The organism is Stenotrophomonas sp. STEN021, assembly GCF_056760175.1.
In genome coordinates, this window is the sequence record NZ_JBRREH010000038.1 from 16,542 (window position 1) to 42,677 (window position 26,136).

At 62.7% G+C, this 26,136-nt stretch carries 24 protein-coding genes; 18 read left to right on the top strand and 6 right to left on the bottom strand.

Annotation, left to right across the window (positions count from 1 at the left end; genetic code table 11):
- Positions 1-50: 50 nt before the first annotated feature.
- The 3 genes from ACVOL0_RS10120 to ykgO form a co-directional block, all read right to left on the bottom strand.
- Positions 51-1,088, bottom strand: a complete 1,038-nt coding sequence (locus ACVOL0_RS10120; RefSeq protein ID WP_481548977.1) for an agmatine deiminase family protein — start codon at positions 1,086-1,088, stop codon at positions 51-53.
- 69 nt (positions 1,089-1,157) lie between these two features.
- Entirely contained in the window at positions 1,158-1,487 is a 330-nt protein-coding gene (locus ACVOL0_RS10125; protein ID WP_481548978.1) for a hypothetical protein, read from the bottom strand.
- 197 nt (positions 1,488-1,684) lie between these two features.
- Entirely contained in the window at positions 1,685-1,810 is a 126-nt protein-coding gene (ykgO, locus tag ACVOL0_RS10130; RefSeq protein WP_057628212.1) for a type B 50S ribosomal protein L36, read from the bottom strand.
- 190 nt (positions 1,811-2,000) lie between these two features.
- Between ykgO and cmk the strand changes: the two genes are divergently transcribed.
- The 8 genes from cmk (at position 2,001) to galU (ending at position 10,312) form a co-directional block, all read left to right on the top strand.
- Positions 2,001-2,675 (top strand): (d)CMP kinase, encoded by a 675-nt coding sequence (cmk, locus tag ACVOL0_RS10135; protein ID WP_481548979.1) that lies wholly within the window; start codon positions 2,001-2,003, stop codon positions 2,673-2,675.
- 193 nt (positions 2,676-2,868) lie between these two features.
- Entirely contained in the window at positions 2,869-4,554 is a 1,686-nt protein-coding gene (gene rpsA, locus ACVOL0_RS10140; protein ID WP_481548980.1) for a 30S ribosomal protein S1, read from the top strand.
- Positions 4,555-4,641: 87 nt separating this feature from the next.
- The gene (locus ACVOL0_RS10145) at positions 4,642-4,947 is read left to right on the top strand and encodes an integration host factor subunit beta (RefSeq protein ID WP_057628209.1); all 306 of its coding nucleotides are present in this window, start codon (positions 4,642-4,644) and stop codon (positions 4,945-4,947) included.
- A 96-nt stretch (positions 4,948-5,043) separates the two neighbouring features.
- The gene (locus ACVOL0_RS10150) at positions 5,044-5,343 is read left to right on the top strand and encodes a lipopolysaccharide assembly protein LapA domain-containing protein (RefSeq protein ID WP_481548981.1); all 300 of its coding nucleotides are present in this window, start codon (positions 5,044-5,046) and stop codon (positions 5,341-5,343) included.
- A 6-nt stretch (positions 5,344-5,349) separates the two neighbouring features.
- Positions 5,350-6,528 carry a lipopolysaccharide assembly protein LapB gene (gene lapB / locus ACVOL0_RS10155; RefSeq protein ID WP_481548982.1) on the top strand — a complete coding sequence of 393 codons (1,179 nt, stop codon included), beginning with the start codon at positions 5,350-5,352 and terminating at the stop codon, positions 6,526-6,528.
- A complete protein-coding gene (locus ACVOL0_RS10160) occupies positions 6,529-7,503 on the top strand; it encodes an MraY family glycosyltransferase (RefSeq protein WP_481548983.1) in 975 nt (324 codons plus the stop codon).
- A gap of 14 nt (positions 7,504-7,517) precedes the next feature.
- Positions 7,518-9,434, top strand: a complete 1,917-nt coding sequence (locus ACVOL0_RS10165; protein ID WP_481548984.1) for a polysaccharide biosynthesis protein — start codon at positions 7,518-7,520, stop codon at positions 9,432-9,434.
- Positions 9,434-10,312 (top strand): UTP--glucose-1-phosphate uridylyltransferase GalU, encoded by an 879-nt coding sequence (galU, locus tag ACVOL0_RS10170; protein WP_481548985.1) that lies wholly within the window; start codon positions 9,434-9,436, stop codon positions 10,310-10,312. Before ACVOL0_RS10165 ends, galU begins: the two co-directional genes overlap by 1 nt.
- A gap of 278 nt (positions 10,313-10,590) precedes the next feature.
- Here galU and ACVOL0_RS10175 read toward each other — a convergent pair whose 3' ends face one another.
- The 3 genes from ACVOL0_RS10175 to ACVOL0_RS10185 form a co-directional block, all read right to left on the bottom strand.
- Positions 10,591-11,799 (bottom strand): acetyl-CoA C-acyltransferase, encoded by a 1,209-nt coding sequence (locus ACVOL0_RS10175; protein ID WP_481548986.1) that lies wholly within the window; start codon positions 11,797-11,799, stop codon positions 10,591-10,593.
- Positions 11,800-11,878: 79 nt separating this feature from the next.
- Entirely contained in the window at positions 11,879-14,251 is a 2,373-nt protein-coding gene (locus tag ACVOL0_RS10180; RefSeq protein WP_481548987.1) for a 3-hydroxyacyl-CoA dehydrogenase/enoyl-CoA hydratase family protein, read from the bottom strand.
- 34 nt (positions 14,252-14,285) lie between these two features.
- Positions 14,286-14,939 carry a TetR/AcrR family transcriptional regulator gene (locus ACVOL0_RS10185; RefSeq protein WP_481548988.1) on the bottom strand — a complete coding sequence of 218 codons (654 nt, stop codon included), beginning with the start codon at positions 14,937-14,939 and terminating at the stop codon, positions 14,286-14,288.
- 210 nt (positions 14,940-15,149) lie between these two features.
- Here ACVOL0_RS10185 and ndk point away from each other — a divergent pair, with 210 nt between their 5' ends.
- The 10 genes from ndk (at position 15,150) to folD (ending at position 26,027) form a co-directional block, all read left to right on the top strand.
- A complete protein-coding gene (ndk, locus tag ACVOL0_RS10190) occupies positions 15,150-15,575 on the top strand; it encodes a nucleoside-diphosphate kinase (RefSeq protein WP_057628193.1) in 426 nt (141 codons plus the stop codon).
- A 15-nt stretch (positions 15,576-15,590) separates the two neighbouring features.
- Entirely contained in the window at positions 15,591-16,796 is a 1,206-nt protein-coding gene (gene rlmN / locus ACVOL0_RS10195; RefSeq protein ID WP_481548989.1) for a dual-specificity RNA methyltransferase RlmN, read from the top strand.
- 10 nt (positions 16,797-16,806) lie between these two features.
- Positions 16,807-17,574 (top strand): type IV pilus biogenesis/stability protein PilW, encoded by a 768-nt coding sequence (pilW, locus tag ACVOL0_RS10200; protein WP_481548996.1) that lies wholly within the window; start codon positions 16,807-16,809, stop codon positions 17,572-17,574.
- A 6-nt stretch (positions 17,575-17,580) separates the two neighbouring features.
- Complete coding sequence (locus tag ACVOL0_RS10205) at positions 17,581-18,411, top strand: helix-turn-helix domain-containing protein (protein WP_481548990.1); 831 nt, start codon at positions 17,581-17,583, stop codon at positions 18,409-18,411.
- 55 nt (positions 18,412-18,466) lie between these two features.
- Positions 18,467-19,108: a YfgM family protein gene (locus ACVOL0_RS10210; RefSeq protein ID WP_481548991.1), complete on the top strand. Its 642-nt coding sequence runs from the start codon at positions 18,467-18,469 to the stop codon at positions 19,106-19,108.
- On the top strand, positions 19,108-20,304 hold the full coding sequence (gene bamB / locus ACVOL0_RS10215) for an outer membrane protein assembly factor BamB (RefSeq protein WP_481548992.1): 1,197 nt from the start codon (positions 19,108-19,110) through the stop codon (positions 20,302-20,304). The genes ACVOL0_RS10210 and bamB overlap by 1 nt, the downstream gene beginning before the upstream one ends.
- Positions 20,305-20,316: 12 nt before the next feature.
- Positions 20,317-21,717 (top strand): ribosome biogenesis GTPase Der, encoded by a 1,401-nt coding sequence (gene der, locus ACVOL0_RS10220; protein WP_481508273.1) that lies wholly within the window; start codon positions 20,317-20,319, stop codon positions 21,715-21,717.
- 268 nt (positions 21,718-21,985) lie between these two features.
- Entirely contained in the window at positions 21,986-23,125 is a 1,140-nt protein-coding gene (gene moeB, locus ACVOL0_RS10225) for a molybdopterin-synthase adenylyltransferase MoeB (protein ID WP_481548993.1), read from the top strand.
- Between the two features lie 80 nt (positions 23,126-23,205).
- Positions 23,206-25,065: a monovalent cation:proton antiporter-2 (CPA2) family protein gene (locus tag ACVOL0_RS10230; protein ID WP_481548994.1), complete on the top strand. Its 1,860-nt coding sequence runs from the start codon at positions 23,206-23,208 to the stop codon at positions 25,063-25,065.
- A 62-nt stretch (positions 25,066-25,127) separates the two neighbouring features.
- Complete coding sequence (gene folD / locus ACVOL0_RS10235) at positions 25,128-26,027, top strand: bifunctional methylenetetrahydrofolate dehydrogenase/methenyltetrahydrofolate cyclohydrolase FolD (protein ID WP_481548995.1); 900 nt, start codon at positions 25,128-25,130, stop codon at positions 26,025-26,027.
- The last annotated feature ends 109 nt before the right edge of the window (positions 26,028-26,136 follow it).

Sequence of the window (26,136 nt, forward strand, 5' to 3'; positions counted from 1 at the left end):
TCGCTTGTGAAGCCTCTGCCGAGCATGGCTCGGCACTACAGGTGCGGCGATTAGTTTTTCAGCAGGCCGGCTGGCAGCTGCATGGTGATGCAGTGCAGGCTGCCGTTCTGCCAGATCAGCGAGCGGCAGGGAACCTGCACGATCTCGCGGTCCGGGAAGGCCTGGGCCAGTACGTCACGCGCTGCATCATCGGCGGCATCGCCATAGGCCGGCATCAGCACCGCGCCATTGATGATCAGGAAATTGGCGTACGAGGCTGCCAGGCGGCGGCCTTCATCCAGAACCGGTTCGGCCCAGGGCAGCGGGAACAGGCGGTAGGGCTTGCCTTCGCTGGTGCGCAGGGCGGCCAGTTCGGCACCCATGGCCTGCAGCTCGGCGTAATGCGAGTCCTGCGGGTCGTCGCAGTTCTGGTAAACGATGCTGTCGACCGAGGCGAAGCGGGCGAGGGTATCGATGTGGGCGTCGGTGTCGTCGCCTTCCAGATAGCCGTGATCCAGCCACAGTACGCGGTCCTGCTGCATCCAGCTGGCCATGTCGGCGCTGAGGGATTCGCGGTCGCGGTCGGGGTGACGTTCGTGCAGGCATTTCCAGGTGGTCAGCAAGGTGCCGGCGCCGTCGGTATCGATGGCGCCGCCTTCCAATGCGAACGGAATGCTGCGTACCTGCGCGTTGTTGAACACCTGCGCTTGATCGAGCACGCTGACCAACTGGTCATCGAGGCTGGCTTCGAACTTGCCGCCCCAGCCGGTGAAGCGGAAATCCAGCAGCTGGAAGCTGCCGTCGGCGCGCTTGAGGGCGATTGGGCCGGAATCGCGCAGCCAGGTGTCGTCGTAAGGCGCGGTGACGAACTGCACGCGATCCATGTCCACGCGGTTCGAGCGCAGGCGCATTTCCGCATAGGTCTCGATGTCGTCATCGGCCACGCAGATCAGCACCGGCTGGTAGCGGGTGATGGCGCTGACCAGTGCGATGTAGGTTTCCTCGACCTCGGCCAGGCGCTCGGCCCAGTCGGTGTCGGCATTCGGCCAGGCGATCAATACGCCGGACTGGGTTTCCCATTCGGCTGGAAAGCGGAGCGTTTCGTTCATTCTTCTCGGATGCGTTCGGCCCGGGTGGGCGTTGGAGCAGCAGGTCAGGGTCTGCTGCGTGGAAAGGATTCAGCGGATCGGCGGCTTGGGTCCGACTTCATTCGGGCTGGCCTGGCGGGCCACTACGTCGATTACGCGCTGCTTCTCGAAGTACACGGTGAACGCGGGGTAGACCCAGCGGTTGATGGTTGGCCACTGGCGCTTCTGGCCGCCGCGCGGCTCCATGCGTTCGCTGGGTGCTCCGAAGCGGGCTTCCACCTCGGTCATGCTCTGGCCGCGGGCCGGAATGGCTTGGGCCGGCTTTTCCTGTGCGCGCTCGATCAACAAGGTGTCGGCATGCACTGCCGGCGCGGCAGCCAGTACGGCGGTCAGGCTCAAAATCTTGAATGCGTGCTTCATGGTCACATCTCCCCAGAGGACAGGCTGCGATTACAGCAAAAAATGGCGAGGAAAGTGCAGTCCTGCGTCGTTATTACTGCACGCACCCAGCAATGCGTCACTGCGGTACTTGGCCCGGTACGCAAAAAGCCGCCCAGGGGCGGCTTTTTGACGTTGCCCGACCCTTGCGGATCAAGCGCTGGCCTGCGCCAGTTGGCTCAGCGCTGGCGAGCCTTGAAGCGCGGGTTCGACTTGCAGATCACGAAGATCTTGCCGCGACGGCGCACAACTTTGCAATCACGGTGACGGGTCTTCGCCGACTTCAGGGAGGACAGAACTTTCATGACATACCTCGGCGGATACTGGTAAGGAGATCTTAGGAGCGTGGCCGCGGATATGCAGGATAACGCCCGTTCAAGCCCGCCATTCTACTGGGTATTTCCGCGCCAGTTCAAGTGCTTGCGTGCAAGCGGGTGCGGGCAGGGCGGTGCGGGGCCTAGAATAGCCTGATTCTCGTTCCAGACAGGCGTTTAAATGAGCCAGCTGCCCCCCGTTCTTACCATTGATGGCCCGTCCGGGGCCGGCAAGGGTACCGTCAGTCGTATCGTCGCCCGCCAACTGGGCTGGCATTACCTCGATTCCGGTGCCCTGTATCGCGCCGTGGGCGTCGCCGCCAGCTGGGCTGATATCGATACCTCCGATGCTTCGGCGCTGGTGCGCTGCACCTTTGATACCAAGGTGCAGTTCGTGGAGCAGGGCGAAAGCCTGCGGGTGCTGGTCAATGGCACCGACGCCACCGATGAATTGCGCCTGGAGACCACTGGTGCGCTGGCCTCGGCGATTGCAGCCATTCCCGAGGTGCGGGCTGCACTGAAGGAACGTCAGCGCGCATTCAGGGTTTCGCCCGGATTGGTGGCTGACGGCCGCGATATGGGTACAGTCATCTTTCCGGACGCCCCATTCAAGGTTTTCCTGACCGCGAGCGCCGAGGAGCGGGCCGAACGGCGGCATAAACAGTTGAAAGAAAAAGGGGTTTCGGTTAACTTTGAAGACCTCCTGCGTGAGATCATGGCCCGCGACGCCCGTGATGCACAGCGCGCAGTGGCGCCCCTGAGGCCGGCCGACGACGCCATCCTCATCGACACCAGCGGTATTGGCATCGACGACGTCGTTGCCAAGGTGCTGGGTCTGGTTTCCAAGGAAGCCTGATCCTCGCAGCGTTGAGTGCGATCAGTAGATCGATCGCAGTCGCACCAGAGATGTTGCAACAACCCGCTGCGCAATGGTGCGTGGTGGGCTTTTTCATTCACATGCGGCTGCTGTCTCAGGGTCGTCCAACAGGCTGGACAGTACGGGTTTTCGCAACAGATCCGCTGTCCATATGTTCAACTGAGTAAATCTAATGACCGAATCATTTGCAGAACTGTTTGAAGCCAGTCAGGCCAATCTGGCCAAGCTGAAGCCCGGTGCCATCGTTATCGGTACCGTCGTTGATGTCCGCGGCGACGTGGTGATCATCAATGCCGGCCTGAAGTCCGAAGGCATCGTGCCGATCGAACAGTTCCGTAACGACGCTGGTGAGATCGATGTGGGCGTGGGCGACCAGGTGAAGGTTGCTCTCGACTCGATCGAGAACGGCTTCGGCGAAACCGTCCTGTCGCGCGAGAAGGCAAAGCGCGCCATGGTGTGGGACGAGCTGGAAGAAGCGTTGGAAAAGAACGAAACCATCACCGGCCGCATCAGCGGCAAGGTCAAGGGTGGTTTCACCGTGGACATCAAGGATGTCCGCGCATTCCTGCCTGGTTCGCTGGTCGATGTGCGCCCGGTGCGCGACCCGGCCTACCTGGAAGGCAAGGAGCTGGAATTCAAGCTCATCAAGCTGGACCGCAAGCGTAACAACGTGGTCGTGTCGCGTCGTGCAGTTGTCGAGAGCGAGCACTCGGAAGAGCGCGAGCAGCTGATGGACAAGCTGCAGGAAGGCGCCATCCTGAAGGGTGTCGTCAAGAACCTGACCGATTACGGCGCATTCGTGGACCTGGGCGGTATCGACGGCCTGCTGCACATCACCGACATGGCATGGAAGCGCGTGCGCCATCCGTCCGAAGTCGTGAACGTCGGCGACGAGCTGGACGTGCGCGTGCTGAAGTTCGACCGCGAGCGCAACCGCGTTTCGCTGGGCCTGAAGCAGCTGGGCGAGGATCCGTGGGACAACATCGCACGTCGTTACCCGGCCAACAGCCGCGTGTTCGGCAAGGTCTCCAACGTGACCGATTACGGCGCGTTCGTTGAGATCGAGCCGGGCGTGGAAGGCCTGGTGCACGTGTCCGAGATGGATTGGACCAACAAGAACGTCAACCCGTCCAAGGTTGTCCAGGTTGGTGATGAAGTCGAAGTGATGGTGCTGGACGTCGATGAAGAGCGTCGCCGCATCTCGCTGGGCATGAAGCAGGTTGCTGCCAACCCGTGGGAAACCTTCGCCGCCATCTTCAAGAAGGGCGACAAGGTTTCCGGCCAGATCAAGTCGATCACCGATTTCGGTATCTTCATTGGCCTGGACGGCGGCATCGACGGTCTGGTTCACCTGTCGGACATCAGCTGGAACACCACCGGCGAAGACGTGGTTCGCAACTTCAAGAAGGGCGACACCCTGGACGCAGTGGTCCTGGCCGTCGATCCGGAGCGCGAGCGCATCTCGCTGGGCGTCAAGCAGCTTGAGCAGGACCCGTTCGGTCAGTACATGGCTGCCAACCCGAAGGGTTCGAAGGTCGAAGGCGTCGTGAAGGAAGTTGATGCCAAGGGCGCAACCATCGAGCTGGCTGACGGCATCGAAGGCTACGTCTCGGCACGTGACGTCGCCAACGAGCGCGTCGACGACGCCACCCAGTTCCTGAAGGTCGGCGACAAGATCGAAGCCAAGTTCGTGGGCATGGACCGCAAGGGCCGCACCCTGCAGCTGTCGATCAAGGCCAAGGACGACGCCGAAATGCGCGAAGTGCTGGAGGAATACCAGTCCTCTTCGGCATCCAGCGGCACCACCCAGCTGGGCGCGCTGCTGCGTGCACAGCTGAACGGCAACAAGTCCGAGTAATCGGCTTCCTGTTGTAGATTTGACCTGGCGGCCCGGACATCAGTCCGGGCCGTTTCAGGGTAAGACCCTGCCATTGACGAGTACGCAATGACCAAATCCGAATTGATCGAAATCCTCGCGCGCCACCAGGCGCACCTGAAGGCTGATGATGTCGATCTGGCGGTGAAGTCCTTGCTGGAAATGATGGGTGGGGCGCTGTCTTCCGGCGACCGCATCGAGATCCGCGGTTTCGGTAGTTTTTCCCTGCATTACCGCCCGCCGCGCCTGGGCCGCAACCCGAAGACGGGTGAGTCGGTTGCGCTGCCGGGCAAGCATGTTCCGCATTTCAAGCCGGGCAAGGAGCTGCGCGAGCGCGTGAGCTCGGTGGTGCCGCTGGAAAGCGACCCGGCCTGAGTGATTCTGGCGGGATGTTGCGCAGCAGATTGACTGCTGCCATTTCTTCCGCTGAACGGTAAGCTACGGGCTCTTGTTACAGGAGTAAGCCGGCGCATGAAGACCGTTCGATTAGTGATTCTGCTGGCGGTGTTGATAGGCGGTCTGGTGATCGGCTCGCTCAACTCGCAGCCCATCGAAATCAGCCTTGCGTTCTGGGTACTCAAAACTACCTCGGGTATCGCAATCATTGCATCGCTGTTGCTCGGTGCCCTGGTGGGCGGCGGCATGGTGATGGCGGCACTCGTGGTGCCGATGTACACCAAGCTGCGTCGCGCCAATAAAGCCGCCGCCACAACGGCATCCGAGCCTGCTGCGCCTGCCGCACAGGCACCTTCCCCTTTTGACGGACGCTGAGCAGCGATGGCTTTCATCAGTGAGTGGTTCTGGTTTTTCCTGTGCCTGCCGGTTGCCGCGATCGGCGGCTGGGTGATTGGTCGCCGCAGTGGTCAGCGCCACAGCGAGAATCAGGTCACTCGTCTTTCCAGTACCTATTTCCGTGGCTTGAACTATCTGCTCAACGAGCAGCCGGACAAGGCTATCGAGTTGTTCCTGCATATTGCAGAGCTGGACAAGGAAACCTTCGAAACCCAGGTTGCGTTGGGGCATCTGTTCCGTCGGCGTGGCGAGGTGGACCGGGCGATCCGCCTGCATCAAGGCCTGGTCAATCGCGACGATCTCAGTGACACGCAGCGCGTGCAGGCATTGCTTGCGCTCGGCGAGGACTATATGAAGTCCGGCCTGTTGGACCGTGCCGAAACCGTATTCACCGAGTTGGCGCAGCTCGACCAACGCGCGCCGCAGGCCTTGAAGCATCTGATCGGCATCTATCAGGCCGAGCGCGATTGGGAAAAAGCCATCGAGAATGCAACCCGCTATGAGGCGGTGACCGACGAGCCGATGGGCAAGCTGATTGGTCAGTTCGAGTGCGAGTTGGCCGAGCGCTACCGCGCGGCGGGGCGCCTGGACGATGCACGGGCGGCGATCAATCGAGCCAATGCCGCCGATGCGATGAGTGTGCGCGCCGGCATCATCGAAGGCCGTCTGGAAAGTGATTTCGGCAACGATGAGGCTGCTGTGCGTGCTTTTGAGCGTGCGGCACGCAATGACCCGGACTACCTGCCGGAGATCCTGCCGCAGTTGCTGCAGAACTACCGCAATGTCGGCGACATTGCCGGCGCGCGCGCGTTCCTGGCCGAGATGACCGAGCACTATCGCGGCATCGCCCCGGTATTGGCGCTGACCCGTTTGATGGAAGAGCAGGAGGGGCCGGCGCCTGCGCGTGCCTACCTGGGGCGCCAGCTCAAGGACCGGCCGTCGGTGCGTGGCGAGTCCGCCCTGATCGACCTGACCTTGGCCGAAGGTGCTGATCCTGTCGCGACGTTGCAGGACCTGAAGCACATCACCGATCAGCTATTGGTCCGCAACCCGGCCTACCGCTGCACGCGTTGTGGCTTTGGTGCGCGCACGCACCACTGGCAATGTCCGAGTTGCAAGGAGTGGGGCACGGTCAAGCCGCTATTGAACTTCGCGGTGCTCTGAGTGCTGGAGCTGAATTACTGGGTGGTGCTGCTGGTATTGATTACCGCAGCGGTGGTGACCGTGCTGGCAATCCGCTATGCGCGTTGGCAGCAGTTGATCGACCAGCCCGGCGAGCGCCGCAGTCACAACGTGTCTACTCCACGAGGCGGTGGTGTCGGTATCGTCGCCTCGCAACTGCTGGCCTGCCTGTTGGGGGCGCTGTCGCTGCCGGGCCACGCGCTTGCTCTGCTGGTATTCGCGCTGGGCCTGTTGATGGTGGCAGGGATAGGTTGGTGGGACGATCACCGCTCATTGCCAGCGTTGCCGCGTCTATGCGTCCATCTATTGGCCGGACTGATGCTCGCGGCGTTGGTGTGGTTGGGCACCGCTAGCCTGGTGAAAGCGGTGTTCTGCTTTGGACTGGCCGTGTCGCTGGTGAACATCTGGAACTTCATGGATGGCATCAATGGCCTGGCCGCTACCCAGACCATCCTGGTCGGGCTGGGCTCGGCGTGGTTGCTGCCTGCCCCTTATGCGTTGGCTGGCTGGGTGGTGGCGGCCGGCTGTGCGGGGTTCCTGCCGTTCAACTTCCCGCGGGCCAGAATTTTCCTGGGTGACGTTGGCAGCGGCGCGTTGGGTTATCTGGTGGCAGGTCTGTTGGCGCTTGGGCTGAGTGTCACTGACACCGTGCCGGTACTGTGGCTGATGCTGCCAGCGGCATTTCTGGCTGATTCGGGTTTCACGCTGCTGTCACGCATGCTGAAAGGCGAGCCCTGGATGCAGCCGCATACCCAGCATCTTTATCAGCGTTTTGTGAAACGTGAATACAGTCACGCAGCTGTTACGTTGGGGTATTCGCTCTTCAGTGTTGCGGGGCTTACACTTGCAGCAGTGTTTTCAAGGCTTCCCCTAGGTTGGGGGTGGGCAGGGGGCGTTACCTGGCTGGCCGCTACGGCACTGGCATGGGTATTCCTGCGTGCTAAGGCACTTAATTAAGGACAGAGTTTTCTATGGCGTCTTGGTTCGAGCGCTTTGTAGGCGGTGGTCCGCGCTACGCGGTGATGCTGCACGACCTCGTCATGGTTTGGTTGTGCTGGCAATTGCTGTTGATGGCGCGTTTCGCACTGCTGGATGCAGGCCCCGTGCATCCGTGGTTCTCGCTTGATGTTGCGGCAGTCATTGCGATCCAGGCGGTCGCGTTCTGGAAGGTCGGGCTGTACCGAGGCCTGTGGCGATTTGCTTCGGTCGCCGATCTGATCAATATCTTCAAGGCCAGTTTCATTGGGCTGTTGGCGATAGTGGTGGTGTTTTCCTATCGCCGCCTGGAAGGGATCCCAATCTCCGTGTTGGTGGTCTACCCGTTCGCGTTGTCTGCGATGTTGGGCGGGCCTCGTTTGCTTTATCGCGCATGGAAGGACTATCAGGCGCAGCATTCCGACGCCCGCGCGCGGCGGGTGCTGGTGCTCGGGGCTGGTCAGGCAGCTGAATCGCTGATCAAGGACCTGCGTCGATCCGGCGACTATGAGCCGGTGGGTTTGCTGGATGACTCGCCCCATCTGCAGGGAGCCTGGCTGCATGGCGCGGCAATTCTCGGTACCTTGGATGAGGTCGCGGTGGTTGCCAGGGAGACCAGTGCCAAACTGTTGGTTATCGCCATTCCGACGCTTGACGCGGCGGGTATGCAGCGTGTGGTCGCGCTTTGTGAAAGCACCGGTTTGCCGTTCCGCACGGTTCCGCGATTGACCGATATCCTGGAAGGCAGCTCGCTGCCGGGTCAGCTCAAAGAAGTGGCCATCGAAGACCTGCTCGGGCGCAAGCCCATCCTGCCGGACTGGGAGCTGCTGCGCAGCTGGTTGCGCGGGCGTACCGTGTTGGTCACCGGTGGTGGTGGTTCCATTGGTTCGGAGCTTTGCCGCCAGTGCGCGCGGCACGGTGTATCGCGCATCGTGGTCCTGGAAATCAGCGAACTGTTGATGATCAACATCCAGGCAGAGTTGAGCAGGAGTTTTCCGGATATGGAGGTGCACGGTGTGCTCGGTGATTGCGGCGATCCTGCCGTCATCCGTCATGCGCTGCGCAGTTACAACCCGGATACCGTATTCCACGCGGCGGCTTACAAGCAGGTGCCTCTGCTGGAGGCGCAATTGCGCGAAGCAGTGCGCAACAACACCTTGTCCACCGAATGCGTTGCCACGGCCTGTATCGAGTCGCGGGTTGAGAACTTCGTCTTCATTTCCACCGACAAGGCGGTTGATCCGGCCAATGCATTGGGTGCAACCAAGCGCTACGCCGAGATGATCTGCCAGAGCTTGAATCGGCGCAGTGCCCACACCCGCTTTGTCACCGTCCGCTTCGGCAATGTGCTTGGATCGGTGGGGAGCGTGGTGCCGATGTTCCGTGAGCAGATCCGCAAAGGCGGCCCGATTACCGTTACGCATCCCGATGTAAGCCGTTATTTCATGACGATTCCGGAGGCCTGTCTGTTGATTCTGCAGGCAGCGGCATCCTCTTCACGCGGTGCGATCTATATGTTGGACATGGGCGAGCCCGTGTTCATCCGCCAGCTCGCAGAGCAGATGATCAGGTTGGCGGGTAAGCAGCCCGGGATCGATGTTCCAATCATCTATACGGGCCTGCGACCAGGAGAGAAGCTGCATGAGAGCTTGTTCTACGCTGATGAGAACTGCCAGCCGACGGCACACCCGAAAGTAATGGCCGCCGGGGTGCGCGAGTTCTCCCCGGAGCTGGTGTTGAACAACGTGACGGCACTCAGGAAGGCTGTTGCGGCATATGACGTGGAGGCGATGCGCGCTATCCTTGCGACAACAATTCCCGAATTCATGCCTGCCGAGGACGCGGCGGCAAAGACGGGTACAGCCAACATCGTTCCGTTCCCATCCTCCAAAGAAGCCGGAAGAAGTCATTGATGCACGGTCGAGTCAAGAAAGCAGTATTTCCGGTTGCCGGTCTTGGAACCAGGTTCCTGCCCGCTACCAAAACAGTGCCGAAGGAAATGCTGCCGATCATTGATCGGCCGTTGATCCAGTACGCCGTCGACGAAGCCATCGAGGCGGGCTGCGACACACTGATCTTCATCACCAACCGCTATAAGCACGCGGTGGCCGACTATTTCGACAAGGCCTACGAGCTGGAGCAGAAGCTCGAGCGTGCTGGCAAGCAGGAACAGCTGGAGCTGATCCGCCATGTGCTGCCCAAGGGCGTGCGCGCGGTGTTCGTGACCCAGGCCGAGGCGTTGGGGCTGGGTCATGCGGTGCTGTGTGCCAAGGCGATTGTTGGCAACGAGCCCTTCGCGGTGTTGCTGCCGGACGACCTGATCTGGAACCGCGGCGATGGCGCGCTCAAGCAGATGGCCGATCTCAACGCTGCCACTGGCGCCAGCGTCATCGCGGTGGAAGATGTGCCGCACGAAAAGACCGGCAGCTATGGCATCGTCGCGACCGACAAGTTCGATGGCCGCAAGGGCCATATCACCCAGATCGTCGAGAAGCCCAAGCCCGCCGATGCACCCAGTGATCTGGCCGTGGTGGGGCGTTACGTGCTCAGCCCGAAGATCTTTGAACTGTTGGAAGCCACCGGTACTGGTGCCGGCGGCGAGATCCAGTTGACCGATGCGATCGCGCAGCTGCTCAAGACCGAGCAGGTGGATGCATACCGCTTTGAAGGCACGCGTTTTGACTGCGGTACGCACCTCGGACTGGTCGAGGCGACCGTTCGGTTTGCGCTGGAGAACGAGAAGCTGGCTGGGCCTGCGCGCGCGATGATGCAGAGGATGCTGGTGGAGTAGGCGCCGGCGATCATTCTGGGAGCCGATGGCGTTTGTCGGCATCGTAGATTGGAGAGAGGCAGCCGGGAGGGCTGCCTTTCTGCTTCTGGAGTGCCTGTGCAGGAGGTGTCCGCTGTTTCGTATGAGCCGGTGCATGCAGGGCGTAGCTGTGCTGCGCTGAGGCTCTATCGGGAAGGCCTCTGCCGAGCATGGCTCGGCACTACATGCTCCTGTTGGGATTGAGCAACGAAGAAGGCGGCCTGTTGGCCGCCTTCTTCGTCAGCGTTGCAACGAAATGCTTACAACGATTCGAAAACACCTGCTGCGCCCATGCCGGTACCGATGCACATGGTCACCATGCCGTACTTCTGCTGGCGACGACGCAGGCCGTGCAGCAGGGTGGCGGTACGGATCGCACCGGTGGCGCCCAGCGGGTGGCCCAGGGCAATGGCGCCGCCCAGCGGGTTGACCTTGGACGGGTCCAGGCCGCAATCGCGGATCACCGCCAGCGACTGCGCGGCGAAGGCTTCGTTGAGCTCGATCCAGTCCAGCTGGTCCTGGCTCAGGCCTGCCTGCTTCAATGCCTTCGGAATTGCCGCGATCGGGCCGATGCCCATCACTTCCGGGCGCACGCCGGCGACCGAGAAGCTGACGAAGCGGGCCAGCGGGGTCAGGCCGTAATCCTTGATTGCCTGCTCCGATGCCAGCAGCACCGCACCGGCGCCGTCGCTCATCTGCGAGGAGTTGCCAGCGGTAACCGAACCGCCGAACTGGCCGTTGCGGAACACCGGGCGCAGCTTGGCCAGGCCTTCCGCGGACGAATCCAGGCGCGGGCCTTCGTCGGTGTCGGCGATCTTGTTGCGGGTGATGATGCGCTTGCCATCGGCCAGGTCGGGCAGGTGCGAGACGATGTCGTAGGGGCTGATTTCGTCCTTGAACTCGCCGTTCTGGATCGCGGCGATGGCCTTCTGGTGCGAGGCCAGGGCAAAGGCATCCTGTTCTTCGCGCGAGACCTTCCATTCCTCGGCGACCTTTTCGGCGGTGATGCCCATGCCGTAGGCAATGGCGACGTGGTCGTTGTCGAACACGCTCGGTGCCATCGCGATCTTGTTGCCCATCATCGGCACCATCGACATCGACTCGGTACCGCCGGCCAGCATCAGGTCGCTGTTGCCCAGACGGATCTGGTCGGCAGCCATCGCCACGGCCTGCAGGCCGGAGGAGCAGAAGCGGTTCACCGTCTGCGCGGCGATGGTGTTGGGCAGGCCGGCCAGCAGCACGCCGATGCGCGCCACGTTCATGCCTTGCTCGGCTTCGGGCATGGCGCAGCCGATGATGGCGTCGTCGATGCGGTTGACGTCCACGCCCGGGGCCTGTGCGACCACGGAGCGGAGCACGTGGGCGAGCATGTCGTCCGGGCGGGTGTTGCGGAACATGCCCTTGGGCGCCTTGCCAACGGGGGTGCGGGTGGCGGCGACGATGTAGGCGTCCTGGATTTGCTTGGTCATTGCAGTGATCTCTTCAATAGGTGTGAGCGTGAGGGCGGGCGAGGGCGGCGCTGGCAGCGCCACCCCGAGGCACGCTCACTCAGTTCCGCAGCGGCTTGCCGGTGGTCAGCATGTGCGCGATGCGGGCCTGGGTCTTTTCCTGCTGGGCCAGTTCGACGAAGTGCTTGCGCTCCAGGGTCAGCAGCCACTCTTCGTCGACCACGGTGTTGCGATCAACTTTGCCGCCGCACAGCACGGTGGCGATGCGTTCGGCGATCTCGTAGTCGTAGGGGCTGATGAAACGGCCTTCCAGCATGTTGACCAGCATCATCTTGAAGGTGGCGATGCCAACGTCACCGGCCACGCGGATGCGGCGTGCCGGCAGCGGCGGACGGTAGCCGCCTTCGGCCAGTGCGGTGACCTCGGCCTTGGCGATGTGCAGCAGCTCGAAGCTGTTGAACACGACCTTGTCGGTGCCGCGCATCAGGCCCAGTTCCTTGGCGTTGACCGCCGAGTTGGAGACCTTGGCCATGGCCACGGTTTCGAAGGTCTTCTTCAGCTCGGCGAACACGTCGCCGTCCGGACCGGCCGCCTGCGAGGCACGCACGGCGATCTCCTTCAGGCCACCACCGGCCGGCAGCAGGCCGACGCCGGCTTCGACCAGGCCGATATAGCTTTCCAATGCTGCTACCGACTTGGCCGCATGCATCTGGAATTCGCAGCCGCCACCCAAGGCCAGGCCGCGCACGGCGGTCACCACCGGCACGGTGGCGTACTTGATGCGCTGGCTGGTGCGCTGGAAGTTGGCCACCATCGCCTCGAACTCGGCGAACTTGCCGGCCTTCAGCGCGCCCAGTGCGCCGGACAGATCGGCACCGGCAGAGAAGGGCTCCTTGTTCTGCCAGATCACCACGCCCTTGAACTGCTTCTCGGCCAGGCCGATCGCGTGCTGGATGCCGTCCAGCACCTGGTCGGAGACGGTGTTCATCTTGGTCTTGAAGCTGATGACGCCGATGCCGTCACCGTCGGTCCACAAGCGGATGCCGTCGTTCTCGAACACGGTCTCGCCCTGTGCGAACTTCTCGCCCAGCAGTGCATCCGGGAAGCGCTGGCGCTGGTACACCGGCAGCGAGGAGCGCGGCACCAGGGCATTCTGCGTCGGGCTGTAGCTGCCTTCGGCGGCATGCACGCCATCACGGCCGTCCAGTACCCAGGCCGGCAGCGGGGCATTGCTCATGCTCTTGCCGGCGGCGATGTCGTCGGCGATCCACTGTGCCACCTGCTTCCAGCCGGCGGCCTGCCAGGTTTCGAACGGGCCCAGGGACCAGCCGTAGCCCCAGCGGATGGCCAGGTCCACGTCGCGCGCGGTTTCGGCGATATCGGCCAGGTGGTAGGCGCTGTAATGGAACAGGTCGCGGAACGTTGCCCACAGGAACTGTGCGTGCGGGTGCTGGCTTTCGCGCAGCTTGGCGAACTTCTCGGCCGGGTTCTTGATCTTCAGGATCTCGACCACTTCCGGCGCGGCAACGCGGTCAGCCGGACGATAGTCCTGCTTCTCAAGGTCGATGACCATGATGTCCTTGCCAACCTTGCGGAAGATGCCGGCGCCGGTCTTCTGACCCAGTGCACCCTTGCTGATCAGCGCGCCCAGCCATGCCGGCGCGTTGAAGTACTTGTGCCACGGGTCGTCGGGCAGGGTGTCGCCCATGGTCTTGATGACGTGGGCCATGGTGTCCAGGCCGACCACGTCGGAGGTGCGGTAGGTCGCCGACTTCGGGCGGCCGACCAGCGGGCCGGTCAGGCCGTCCACTTCGTCAAAGCCCAGGCCGAACTGCTGGGTGTGGTAAATGGTCGACAGGATAGAGAAGACACCGATGCGGTTGCCGATGAAGTTCGGGGTGTCCTTGGCGTAGACCACGCCCTTGCCCAGGTTGGTGGTCAGGAAGGTTTCCAGGCCTTCCAGCACTGCCTTGTCGGTGGTCTTGGCCGGGATCAGCTCGGCCAGGTGCATGTAGCGCGGCGGGTTGAAGAAATGCACGCCGCTGAAGCGGTGGCGCAGTTCTTCCGGCAGCACGTCGGCCAGCTTGTTGATGCCCAGGCCCGAGGTGTTGGAAGCCAGAACCGCGTGTTCGTTCACGAACGGCGCGATCTTCTTATACAGGTCCTGCTTCCAGTCCATCCGTTCAGCGATGGCTTCGATGATCAGGTCACAGTCGCGCAGCTGCTCCAGGCCGGAGTCGTAATTGGCCGGGGTGATGGCTTCGGCCAGCGCCTTGCTGGCCAGCGGGGCCGGGCTCAGCTTGCCCAGGTTGGCAATGGCCTTGAGCACGATGCCGTCGGCAGGACCTTCCTTGGCGGCCAGGTCGAACAACACCGTGTCGACGCCGGCATTGGTCAGGTGGGCGGCGATCTGCGCACCCATGACGCCTGCGCCCAGGACGGCGGCGCGGCGGACAAGCAGGGAATTGGACATATCGATAAACCTTTGGTCTGCGATGACGGTTGGATCAGGGAACGGCGGGGGAGGTCGGGTTACGCACGCTGGCGCGGAACCCGGCTTCGGCGAAATGGATCAATTCCTGCGCGGCCTTGCTGCGGTGCTCGGCCTCGCTGATGTTGTGCGGACGCTTGATCAGTCCGAAGTCGGCCATGGCGTAGGTCAGCGAACCGGCCAGGAAGTCCAGGCGCCAGTACAGCTCTTCCTTGCTCAGGCCCGGCACACAGGCGCCGATGGCCTTGCCAAACTCGCGCAGGACGTGGCCGTAGTGGTCGGACAGGAACTTGCGCAGGTTGTCGTTCTTTTCGGCATAGGCGCGGGCGATGACGCGGACAAAGGCGCCGCCGCTCTGGCGGTCCTGGGCCAGCGCCAGCGCCGGCTCGACGAAGGCGGCCAGGACCGCGCGCAGATCGCCCGGGCGGGTGTTGCGGGCTTGCTCCAGTTGACCCAGGCGGGCGGCGGTCATTTCGTCCATGCGGCGACGGAACACTTCATTGACCAGGTTGTCCTTGGAACCGAAGTGGTAGTTGACCGCAGCAATGTTTACATCGGCGTGACTGGTCACCTGACGCAGCGAGGTGCCGGCAAAACCGTACTGGGCGAACAGTTCCTCGGCCGCGCCGAGGATGCGGTCCTTGGTGGAGAAGCTGGCGGGTTTGCCCATGGCTGGCTCAATCAATCAAACGATTGTTTGGATGCTACGCCCGCCCGGCTGCTCGGGTCATGCTGCGTCGCAGCATCATTCATCTGGCGCTGTGCAAAGCCCGGGGTCACCCGGTAGAATTAGCCACCGCAATTCAGGCTAAGCCCGCGTCCGCACGCGGGTTTTTTTAATGTACCCTCGGGCCGACCGGCCCAATACCGGAGAATTCCCATGGCGCTCGAGCGCACCCTTTCCATCATCAAGCCCGACGCCGTTGCCAAGAACGTGATCGGCGAAATCTACGCCCGCTTCGAAAAGGCTGGCCTGAAGGTCGTGGCTGCCAAGTACAAGCAGCTCTCGCGCCGTGAAGCCGAAGGCTTCTACGCCGTGCACCGCGAGCGTCCGTTCTTCAACGCGCTGGTCGAGTTCATGATCTCCGGCCCGGTGATGATCCAGGCCCTGGAAGGCGAGAACGCCGTCCTGGCCCACCGCGACCTGCTGGGCGCCACCAACCCGAAGGACGCAGCGCCGGGCACCATCCGCGCTGATTTCGCTGATTCGATCGATGCCAACGCCGCGCACGGCTCGGATTCGGTCGAGAACGCAGCCAATGAAGTGGCTTACTTCTTTGCTGCTACCGAAGTTGTTTCGCGTTAATTAGAGGTTGAAGTCGTGAACGAGGTCGTACAGACACCCGCCATCCAGCCGTTGCCGAAAACGGCAGCAAAAGCTGGCAAGCAGAACCTGCTCGACCTTGATCGCGCGGGCCTGGAGCATTTCTTCGTCGATATCCTCGGCGAACAGAAATTCCGGGCCCATCAGGTGATGAAGTGGATCCACCATCGCTACGTCACCGATTTCGACCAGATGACCGACCTCGGCAAGTCGCTGCGCGCCAAGCTGCAGCAGCATGCCGAGGTCGTCGTCCCGAACATCGTATTCGACAAGCCCTCGAACGACGGCACCCACAAGTGGCTGCTGGCGATGGGCGTGGATGGCAAGAACGCCATCGAAACCGTCTACATTCCGGACAAGACCCGCGGCACGCTGTGCGTGTCCTCGCAGGTCGGCTGCGGTTTGAATTGCACCTTCTGTTCGACTGCCACCCAGGGTTTCAACCGCAACCTGACCACCGCCGAGATCATCGGCCAGGTGTGGGTTGCCGCGCGCCACCTGGGCAATGTGCCGCACCAGATGCGCCGCCTCACCAACGTGGTGATGATGGGCATGGGCGAGCCCCTGATGAATTTCGACAACGTCATCCGCGCCATGAGCATCATGCGCGATGACCTTGGTTATGGCTTGGCCAACAAGCGCGTGACCCTGTCCACGTCCGGGCTGGTGCCGCAGATCGATCGCCTCTCGGTCGAGAGCGATGTGTCGCTGGCGGTGTCGTTGCATGCGCCGAACGACGAGCTGCGCGAGACGCTGGTGCCGCTCAACAAGAAATACCCGATTGCCGAGTTGATGGCCTCCTGTGCGCGCTACCTGCGCGGCAACAAGAAGCGCGACTCGGTGACCTTTGAATACACCTTGATGAAGGGCGTCAACGACCAGCCCGAACACGCCCGCCAGCTGGCGCGGTTGATGCGCCAGTTCGACAACGCGGTGCAGGCCAAGGATTCGGGCAAGGTCAATCTGATTCCGTTCAACCCGTTCCCGGGTACGCGCTATGAGCGCTCGGACGAAGAGCAGATCCGCGCCTTCCAGAAGATCCTGCTCGATTCGCAGGTGCTGACCATGGTGCGTCGTACCCGTGGCGATGACATCGACGCCGCCTGCGGCCAGCTCAAGGGTCAGGTGATGGATCGTACCCGTCGCCAGGCCGAGTTCAATCGTCTGCTGCAGGAACAGGAAGGCGGGGATGCGGTCGCCTGATCGCTGGTTGTTGCTGCTGGTTCTGGTTGCGCTCACTGCAGCGTGCGGGCGGGACAATCTCAAGATTGGTCGCCCGCAGATTGTGGCCCCGGATTACAGCATCAAGCAGGACAAGACCGCACACAAGCGGATGCGCTACCAGGAATTCCTGCGCCTTTCCGGCGACCGTTTTGGCCGCGGCCAGCTGGACGAGGCGCTGCAGTTCGCGCGTTCGGCACAGAAGATGGAACCTGATTTGCCGGACGCCTATACCATGCAGGCGGTGATCGAAGGGCATAAGGGCAATGCCCAGGCTGCAGGTGTGCTGTACCGCAAGGCAGCCGAACTGGCTCCGCAGCAGGGTGATGTACTCAATAACTATGGTGCCTGGCTGTGCGGCAGTGGCCACCCGGCCGAGGCCTTGGTCTGGTTTGATCGTGCCTTGGCCGATCCGAACTATGGCGGGCGCGCAGATGCCTTGGCCAATGCTGGCGGCTGCGCACTGGATGCCGGGCAGCTTGAGCGGGCCGAGGACAATCTTCGCCAGGCGCTGGCGTTGGCGCCGGACAACGCCTATGCGCTGGAGGCCATGACCCGCAATGAAGTGCTGCACGGCCGCTATTTTGAGGCCAGGGCCTTCTACCAGCGGCGTTTGGCGGCTGCGCCGGCCACGGTTTCCGTGTTACAACTTGCCATTCAGATTGAAGAGCGACTCGGCGACAGGACGGCTGCCGGTCGGTTCCAACAGCGGTTGCGCGAAGAGTTTCCTTCGACAGCAACCTCGAATCCCCAAGGCTGACGCATTGTGATCAATGATCCGGGTGTAAATGCTTTAGATGGTGTGGTGGGTTGCGGTGAGCAGCTGCGCAGGGCGCGGGAGGCTGCCGGGTTGTCCCTGGATCAGGTCGCCGGTCAATTGCGCATGCCGCAGCAGGTGGTTGCCGCGCTGGAAGCCGAGCAATGGTCGCGCTTGGGTGCAGCGGTGTTTGTGCGTGGTCAGCTGCGCAGTTATGCGCGCTTGTTGAAGGTGGACCTGGGGGGCTTGCTGGAACAGGCGCGGATCGCGCCGGTCGAGCCACCCAAGCTGGTCAGTCATACCCATACCCCGCGGCTGCGGCGGGTGGCCGAGAATATCGGGCGGCGCGCGGTCTATGTGGTGATCACGGCAGTGCTGGCGGTGCCGGTCTGGTATGTGATCAGCGGCAATTCCAATAGTGCCCCGCCCAGTACGGCGTCGTTGGACGTGGTGCCGACGCCAGCGCCGGCAACTGCCGGGCAGCCGGTCGCACCTGTTCAGGCAGCGCCTGCAGCGGATTCTGGTCCCTACATTGCCTCGATGGCTCCCATGGTGCGCCAGGCGACAGCTGCTCCGTCGGCGCTGACGCTGAGTTTCAAGGGTGACAGCTGGGTGGACATCACTGCTCCGGACGGCACAACCGTCGAAAAAGCCCTGATACGCGCCGGTGAAAGCCGTAGCTTCGCGGCAGGTCAGGTGGGGCGCATGGTGCTGGGTAATGCAGCCGAGGTTGAGGTTCAGCAGGCGACGGGTAACGTCGACCTGGCTCCGTACAAGCGCGGCAATGTGGCCCGCTTTACGGTATCCTCTGAAGGCTCCGTGGCGCCGGTTTCACACTGAAACCAGGCGTCTGACAAAACAACAAGGCTCCCCGCCAGGGTGAGCGAGAGTACGCATGGCGATTGACGACCTGCTCGACGAGCACGAACAAAGCGAACGTGTCCGCACGTGGCTGCGCAAGAATGGCGCCGGAATTCTCGGCGGAGTAGTTCTCGGCATTGGCGCTATTGCCGGTTGGCAGTGGTGGCAGAAAGAGCAGGTCGGCAAACTTGCCGAGGCCAACGTCCGTTACGAAGCCGTCTCTCGCAGTCTCCAGTCCAAGAATCTGGACGAGGCGGCCAAGGAGGTTGCGGCGCTGGGCGGTGGCAAGGCCAGCATCTACGCCGATCTGGCAGCGCTGGAGCTGGCCAAGGCCCAGGTAGAAGCGGGCAAGTACGACGACGCGATCAAGACCTTGCGTGCGCTCAAGACCGAGGGTGAGTTCAAGGCCTTGATCGACCAGCGCATTGCACGCCTGCTGATTGAGACCGGCAAGCCGCAGGACGCAGTCGCCCTGCTGGGCAAGGCTGACGACAGCGCGGGTCTGGAAATCCGTGCTGATGCCTTGATGGCGCAGAACAAGCGTGATGAAGCACGCGAGCTGTATAACCAGGCGCTGGCCAAGCTGGACGTGGCTGCACCGCAGCGCCGCTTGCTGGAAACCAAATTGATGGACGCCGGCGGCACCGTGGCTGATCCTGCAGCGGAGAAGAATTGATGAAGTTCAAGCAAGTTGCAGGCATTGCCTTGATGGCAGTGGCATTGACCGGCTGTTCCACCGTCAAGGGTTGGTTTGCAGGCAAGGATGCTGCGGCCAAGAAGGCGCTGGAGCCGGCTGAGCTGACCAAGTTCGAGCCCAGCGTCAAGGTCAACAAGATCTGGTCGGCGAACGTTGGCAAGGGCGAAGGCCGTATCGGCCTGCGTCAGGCGCCGGTGGTGGCTGATGGCCGCGTGTACGCGGCAGCGGTGCAGGGCGGCGTGCATGCGCTGGACCTGCAGACCGGCAAGGAAATCTGGGAATACAGCCCGGCCAAGGAAAAGAAGAAGCCCAAGCTGCGTCTTTCCGGCGGTCCCGGCGTTGGTGATGGCCTGGTTGTGATCGGTACGCTGGACGGGCAGGTGATTGCGCTGGATGCGGCCAATGGCAGCGAAAAGTGGAAGTCCAAGGTTACCGGCGAAGTGATTGCCGCCCCGGCCGTAGCGCAGGGTTTGGTGTTCGTGCGCAGCAACGATGGCCGTACCACCGCGCTGGATGCGGCCACTGGCACGCAGCGCTGGTTCAACTCGCAGGAACTGCCGTCCCTGACCGTGCGCGGCAATGCGCCGGTCGTGGCTGGCCCGGGCGTGCTGTTCATCGGCAATGACGACGGTACTGTCGCTGCGCTGGCGATGCAGGACGGTCGTCCGCTGTGGGAACAGATGGTGGGTACGCCGGAAGGCCGTACCGAACTGGAACGCATGGCTGACATCGATGGCGCGCCGGTGCTGGAAGGCAATACGCTGTTCGTGACCAGCTTCAAGAACGAAACCATGGCCATTGAAGGCCCGACCGGTCGTCCGATGTGGTCGCGTGACCACGGCGGTGGCGGTGGTGTTGCGGTGTCCTCGGGCAATGTCGTGGTCACCGATGGCAAGGGTGTGGTGTACGGGCTGGACAAGACCTCCGGCTCGGCAATGTGGTCACAGCAGGCGCTGGCGCGCCGCTCGCTGACCGGTGCCGCCATCCAGGGCGACTATGCCGTGGTGGGGGACTACAAGGGATATCTGCATTGGCTGCGCTTGAGCGATGGCGAGTTGGCAGCGCGTGAGAAGAGCGGTGGTGATGCTCTGCTGGCGCAGCCGGTCGTCGCTGACGGCATCCTGCTGGTGCAGAACGTTGATGGAAAGCTGACCGCATTCCGGTTGGCCCAATAAGGAGTCATAGCGATGCTGCCTTTGGTCGCCCTGGTTGGACGACCGAACGTCGGTAAGTCCACCATTTTCAATCTGTTGACCCGTACGCGCGATGCGCTGGTACATGACCAGCCGGGTGTTACCCGCGATCGCAACTACGGTGTTTGCCGTCTAGATGAGGACAATCCCTTCCTGATCGTCGATACCGGTGGTATCGCCGGTGAAGAGGAAGGGCTGGCTGGCGCCACTGCGCGCCAAGCCCGTGCCGCCGCCGGTGAGGCGGATCTGATCGTATTTGTTGTTGACGCGCGTGATGGCACGTCGGCCCTGGATGACGAGATCCTGTCTTGGCTGCGCAAGCTCGCGCGGCCTACCCTGCTGTTGATCAACAAGATCGACGGTACGGACGAACATGCCGTTCGTTCGGAGTTTTCCCGTTATGGCTTCAGCGAGATGCTGACTGTCTCTGCCGCGCATCGGCAGGGCATCGATGATCTGGTTGAAGAGGTTGTCGGCCGCCTGCCCGAAGAAGGCACCGCCGAGACCCTGGACAACGATCCGAACCGCATCCGCATTGCCTTCGTTGGCCGCCCCAATGTGGGCAAGTCGACGCTGGTGAACCGCATCCTCGGTGAGGAGCGGATGATCGCCTCGGAAGTGCCCGGCACCACCCGCGATTCGATCGCGGTGGATCTGGAGCGCGACGATCAGCTGTACCGCTTGATCGATACCGCCGGCCTGCGTCGCAAGTCGCGCGTGGACGAAGTGGTCGAGAAGTTCAGCGTGGTCAAGACGCTGCGCTCGATCGAACAATGCCAGGTGGCGGTGCTGTTGCTGGACGCCCACGAAGGCGTGACCGATCAGGACGCCAGTGTGCTGGGTGCGGTGCTGGATGCTGGTCGTGCCCTGGTGATTGCGATCAACAAATGGGACGGTTTGAGCGAGTACGACAAGCAGCAGGCTGAAACCCTGTTGTCGCTGAAGCTGGGCTTCGTGCCGTGGGCCGAGAACGTGCGGATTTCCGCGCTGCATGGTTCGGGCCTGCGCGAGTTGTTCAAGGCGATCCACCGGGCGCATGCCTCCGCAACGCACGAGTTCAGCACGGCCGAGGTCAACAAGGCGCTGGAAATCGCCTATGAGACCAACCCGCCGCCGAGCATCCGTGGTCACGTCTCCAAGCTGCGTTATGTGCATCCGGGCGGTAGCAATCCGCCGACCTTCATCGTGCACGGTACGCGCCTGAAGGAGCTGCCGGATTCGTATAAGCGTTACCTGGAGAACTTCTTCCGCAAACGCTTCAAGCTGGTGGGTACGCCGGTGACCTTCCTGTTCCGTGAGGGTGCCAACCCGTACGAGGGCAAGAAGAATGTGTTGACGGACCGTCAGGTCAAGGCCAAGCGTCGCCTGATGAAGCACGTCAAGGGCAGGAAGTGATTCAGGCCCGGGGCGCGGTTCAAGCGTACCGAGTGGTGTAAACAAAAGCGGCCGAAAGGCCGCTTTTGTTTTTGCTTGGAGAAGACGTGTTGCGGAGACTGGAGCCGGAGCAAAAGCAAAAGCAAAAGCAAAAGCGATTCCCGCCTGCGCGGGAATGACGAGCTTGAGAAACCCAAAGCCCAAGGCCCAAGGCCCAAGGCCCAAAGCCCAAAGCCCAAAGCTCGAAGCCGTTCCCTCCCTTGTCTCCCGTTTGGCCGATAATCCAGTCATGAGCATTCGCGAACTGACTCCGGAACAGGCCCGTGCCCGCCACGCAGATGGCGCATTGCTGATCGACGTGCGCGAGGTGCACGAACGGGCAGGGGGCATGGCTGAGGGGGCAATCGGTATTGCCAAGGCCGTGCTGCTGGCCGAGCCGGACCAGCACCTGCCCGCGTACGAACGCGAAATCCTGCTGATCTGCCAGAGCGGCAAACGCTCGGCCGACGCTGCGCTGGCGCTGCAGGGCGCCGGCTATACAAATCTGTCCTCGGTAAGCGGCGGCGCCGTTGCTTGGCGGGCTTCGGGGTTGCCCTTGGTCCAGCCGATACTGGATGCCGGTGAGCGCGATTTCTACGACCGCTACTCGCGCCATCTGTTGTTGCCCCACGTAGGCGAGGCTGGCCAGCGCCGCTTGCAGCAATCGCGGGTGCTGGTGCTGGGCGCGGGTGGCTTGGGTGCTCCGGCAGCGTTCTATCTCGCTGCAGCCGGGGTGGGCAGGCTGCGTATCGTCGATGATGACGTGGTCGAGCGCAGCAACCTGCAGCGGCAGATCATCCATACCGAGGCGGCCTTGGGTACAGCCAAGGTGGACTCGGCACGACAGCGCCTGTTGGCCTTGAATCCGCACATCGCCGTCGAGGCGATCACCGAGCGCGTCACCTCGGCCAATATCGATGTCCTGCTACAGGACGTGGATGTTGTGCTCGATGGCTCGGACAATTTTCCGTTGCGCTATCTGCTCAACGATGCCTGCATCCAGCACGCCAAGCCCTTGGTCTACGCTGCCATCGAGCGCTTCGACGGGCAGGTCAGCGTGTTCGATGCGGGCCGCCAGCGCGGCGTGGCGCCGTGCTACCGCTGCCTCTTCCCGGAGCCGCCGCCGCCTGAATTCGCTCCCAACTGTTCCGAGGCCGGGGTGCTCGGTGTGCTGCCTGGGCTGGCCGGGGTGATGCAGGCAACCGAGGTATTGAAGCTGCTGCTGGATATCGGCGAGCCGTTGACCGGGCGTTTGCTGCGCTTCGACGCCCTGCAGATGCGCTTCCGCGAGACCCGCGTGCATGCCGATCCGGCCTGTCCGTTGTGCGCGCCTGGCGTGCCATTCCCTGGGTATATCGATTACGCAGCGTTCTGTTCGCATTCGCCATGAGTTGAAAAGCGGCAGGCGCTGACCGGTTCTGCACGTTTTTTGCTTTATCGTGCATCTGGACGACTACAAGGCGGTGCGGCATGTCAGCGGAATCCTCGCAGGAACTGGTAAAGGTAGTTGCCCTGTTGGGTGCTGCGGTGGTGGCCGTGCCCTTGTTCAGGCGTCTCGGCCTGGGTTCGGTACTGGGCTATTTCGTGGCAGGTCTGGCCATCGGCCCGTTCGGCTTCGGTTGGTTCTCCGATCCGCAGGCCATCCTGCATGTCGCCGAGCTCGGCGTGGTCATGTTCCTGTTCGTGATCGGCCTGGAAATGCGGCCCTCGCACCTGTGGAGCCTGCGCGGCGAGATCTTTGGTCTTGGCACGGCGCAGATCGTCACCTGCGCCGTGGTCCTCACCGGCGTTGCAATCCTGTTCGGCTACCGCCCGCAGATTGCCTTCATTGCCGCCGCCGGTTTCGTGCTGACCTCCACTGCGGTGGTGATGCAGTTGCTGGGTGAGCGCGGCGACCTGACCCTGCCGTCAGGGCAGAAGATTGTCTCCATCCTGTTGTTTGAAGATCTGTTGATCGTGCCGTTGTTGGCGGTGGTTGCGTGGATGGCACCGGCGCAGATCGGTGCGCACGAGGGCTCGCGCTGGGCGAGCATTGCCATTGGGGCCGGCGCTATCGTTGGCCTGGTGCTGGTTGGCCGCTACCTGCTCAATCCCTTGTTCCGCATCCTGGCCGCCGCCAAGGCGCGCGAAGTGATGACGGCGGCGGCCTTGCTGGTGGTGTTGGGCGCGGCGCTGCTGATGCAGCTGGGTGGGCTGTCGATGGCGATGGGGGCCTTCCTCGCTGGTGTGCTGCTGTCCGAGTCTACTTTCCGCCATCAGATCGAGGCCGATATCGAGCCGTTCCGCGGCATCCTGCTGGGCCTGTTCTTCCTCAGTGTCGGCATGGCGCTGGATCTGTCGGTGGTGGCGGCCAACTGGAAGGTGATCGCGTTGCTGGTGCCGGCCATGATGCTGGCCAAGGCGATCTGTATATACGCCGTGGCGCGGGTGATGGGCAGTGATCACCGGCAGGCGCTGGATCGCGGCGTGCTGATGGCGCAGGGTGGCGAGTTCGCCTTCGTGCTGTTTGCCGCCGCCGCGACCACTGGCGTGATCGATGCCAAGGTCAATGCCAACCTCACCGCGGTTGTGGTGCTGTCGATGGCACTGACGCCGCTGTGCATGCTGGTATACCGGCTGTTGGTGAAAGAAGGGCAGGTCTCCACCGATGGCGTGGATGCAGCCGATGGGCTCACGGGCAGTGTGCTGGTTATTGGTTTTGGTCGATTCGGTCAGGTGTCCAGTCAGTCGCTGCTGGCGCGCGATGTGGACGTGACCATCATCGACAACGATATCGACATGATCCGCAGTGCCACCCGGTTCGGTTTCAAAATCTATTACGGCGATGGCACGCGACTGGACGTGCTGCGCGCGTCCGGAGCAGAAACCGCGCGCGCCATTGCGGTGTGTGTGGATGATCGCGCTGCCGCTGATCGCATTGTCGAACTGGTGCGGCATGAGTTCCCGCTGGCCAAGCTGCTGGTACGTTCGTTCGACCGCGAGCATTCGTTGTCGTTGATACATGCCGGGGTCGATTTCCAGATCCGCGAGACCTTCGAGTCGGCGGTGGAATTTGGTCGCGCAGCCTTGTTGCAGCTGGGGGTGGATGAGGGCGAAGCCGACCTGGTAGCGCGCGAAATCCGCCGCCGCGATGCCGAACGTTTCGAGCTGGAAATGGCAGGTGGCGGGCTGCAGGCCGACACCGGCTTGATGTACCGCAATACCCCCGGGGCGCCGATGCCGACGCCGTTCACCCCGCCGCGGCGTGAGTCGCGTCCACTCAATCCTGATGCCATTGCCGGGGCAGGGGAGGCGGCCGCTGCCGATTCAGGCAGGGTGGCGGGGCCATGACAAGGTGTGGCCTTGGCCGGAATCAGGGACAATAGCCGCCCCCGTGTTCACCGCCATACCCCATGACTGTCCTCGCCGACGCCTCCACCCAGACCTCCCGCATCCTTGATGGCCGCCGCATCGCCGAAGAACTGCTCGACGATTTGAAGGTGCGCGTTGACGCCCGCCTGGCCGCTGGCGGTGCTCGCCCTGGTCTGGCGGTGGTGCTGGTGGGCGGCGACCCAGCGTCTTCGGTATACGTGCGCAACAAGCGCCGTGCTGCGGAGAAGGTGGGTATCGAGGCGTTTGATTACGATCTGCCGGAAGGCACCAGCGAGGCTCAGCTGCTGGATTTGATTGACCAGCTCAACGCCGATCCGAAGATCCACGGCATCCTGATCCAGCTGCCGCTGCCGGGTATCCCAGATGCCAACCGGCTGATCCAGCGCATCGACCCGCGCAAGGACGTGGACGGCTTCCACCCGCAGAACGTCGGTCACCTGGTGCTGCGCGAGTTTGGCCTGCGCCCGTGCACCCCGCGTGGCATCACCACGCTGCTCGGCCATACCGACCAGCCGGTACGCGGCCGCAATGCCACCATCGTCGGTGTCAGCAATCACGTCGGCCGGCCGATGGGTTTGGAGTTGCTGATTGCCGGTTGCACGGTGACCAGCTGCCACAAGTTCACCCCCAAGGACGTGCTGGAACAGGCCGTGCGCAACGCCGACATCCTGGTCGTCGCGGTGGGCATTCCGCAGCTGATTCCGGGTGAATGGGTGAAGCCGGGCGCGGTGGTGATCGATGTCGGCATCAACCGCCTGGAAGATGGTCGACTGGTCGGTGACGTCGGTTTTGAAGCGGCAGCGCAGCGCGCCAGCTGGATCACCCCGGTGCCGGGTGGCGTTGGCCCGATGACGGTGGCCACGCTGATGCAGAACACGATCGAGGCGGCCGAGGCCAGCGCCGAGGGTTTGAAGTTCTAAGCTCCTGTAGTGCCGAGCCGTGCTCGGCAGAGGCTTTCCCCGTACAGCATCAGCGTAGTGCCGAGCCATGCTCGGCAGAGGCTTTCCTCGTACAGGATCAATGTAGTGC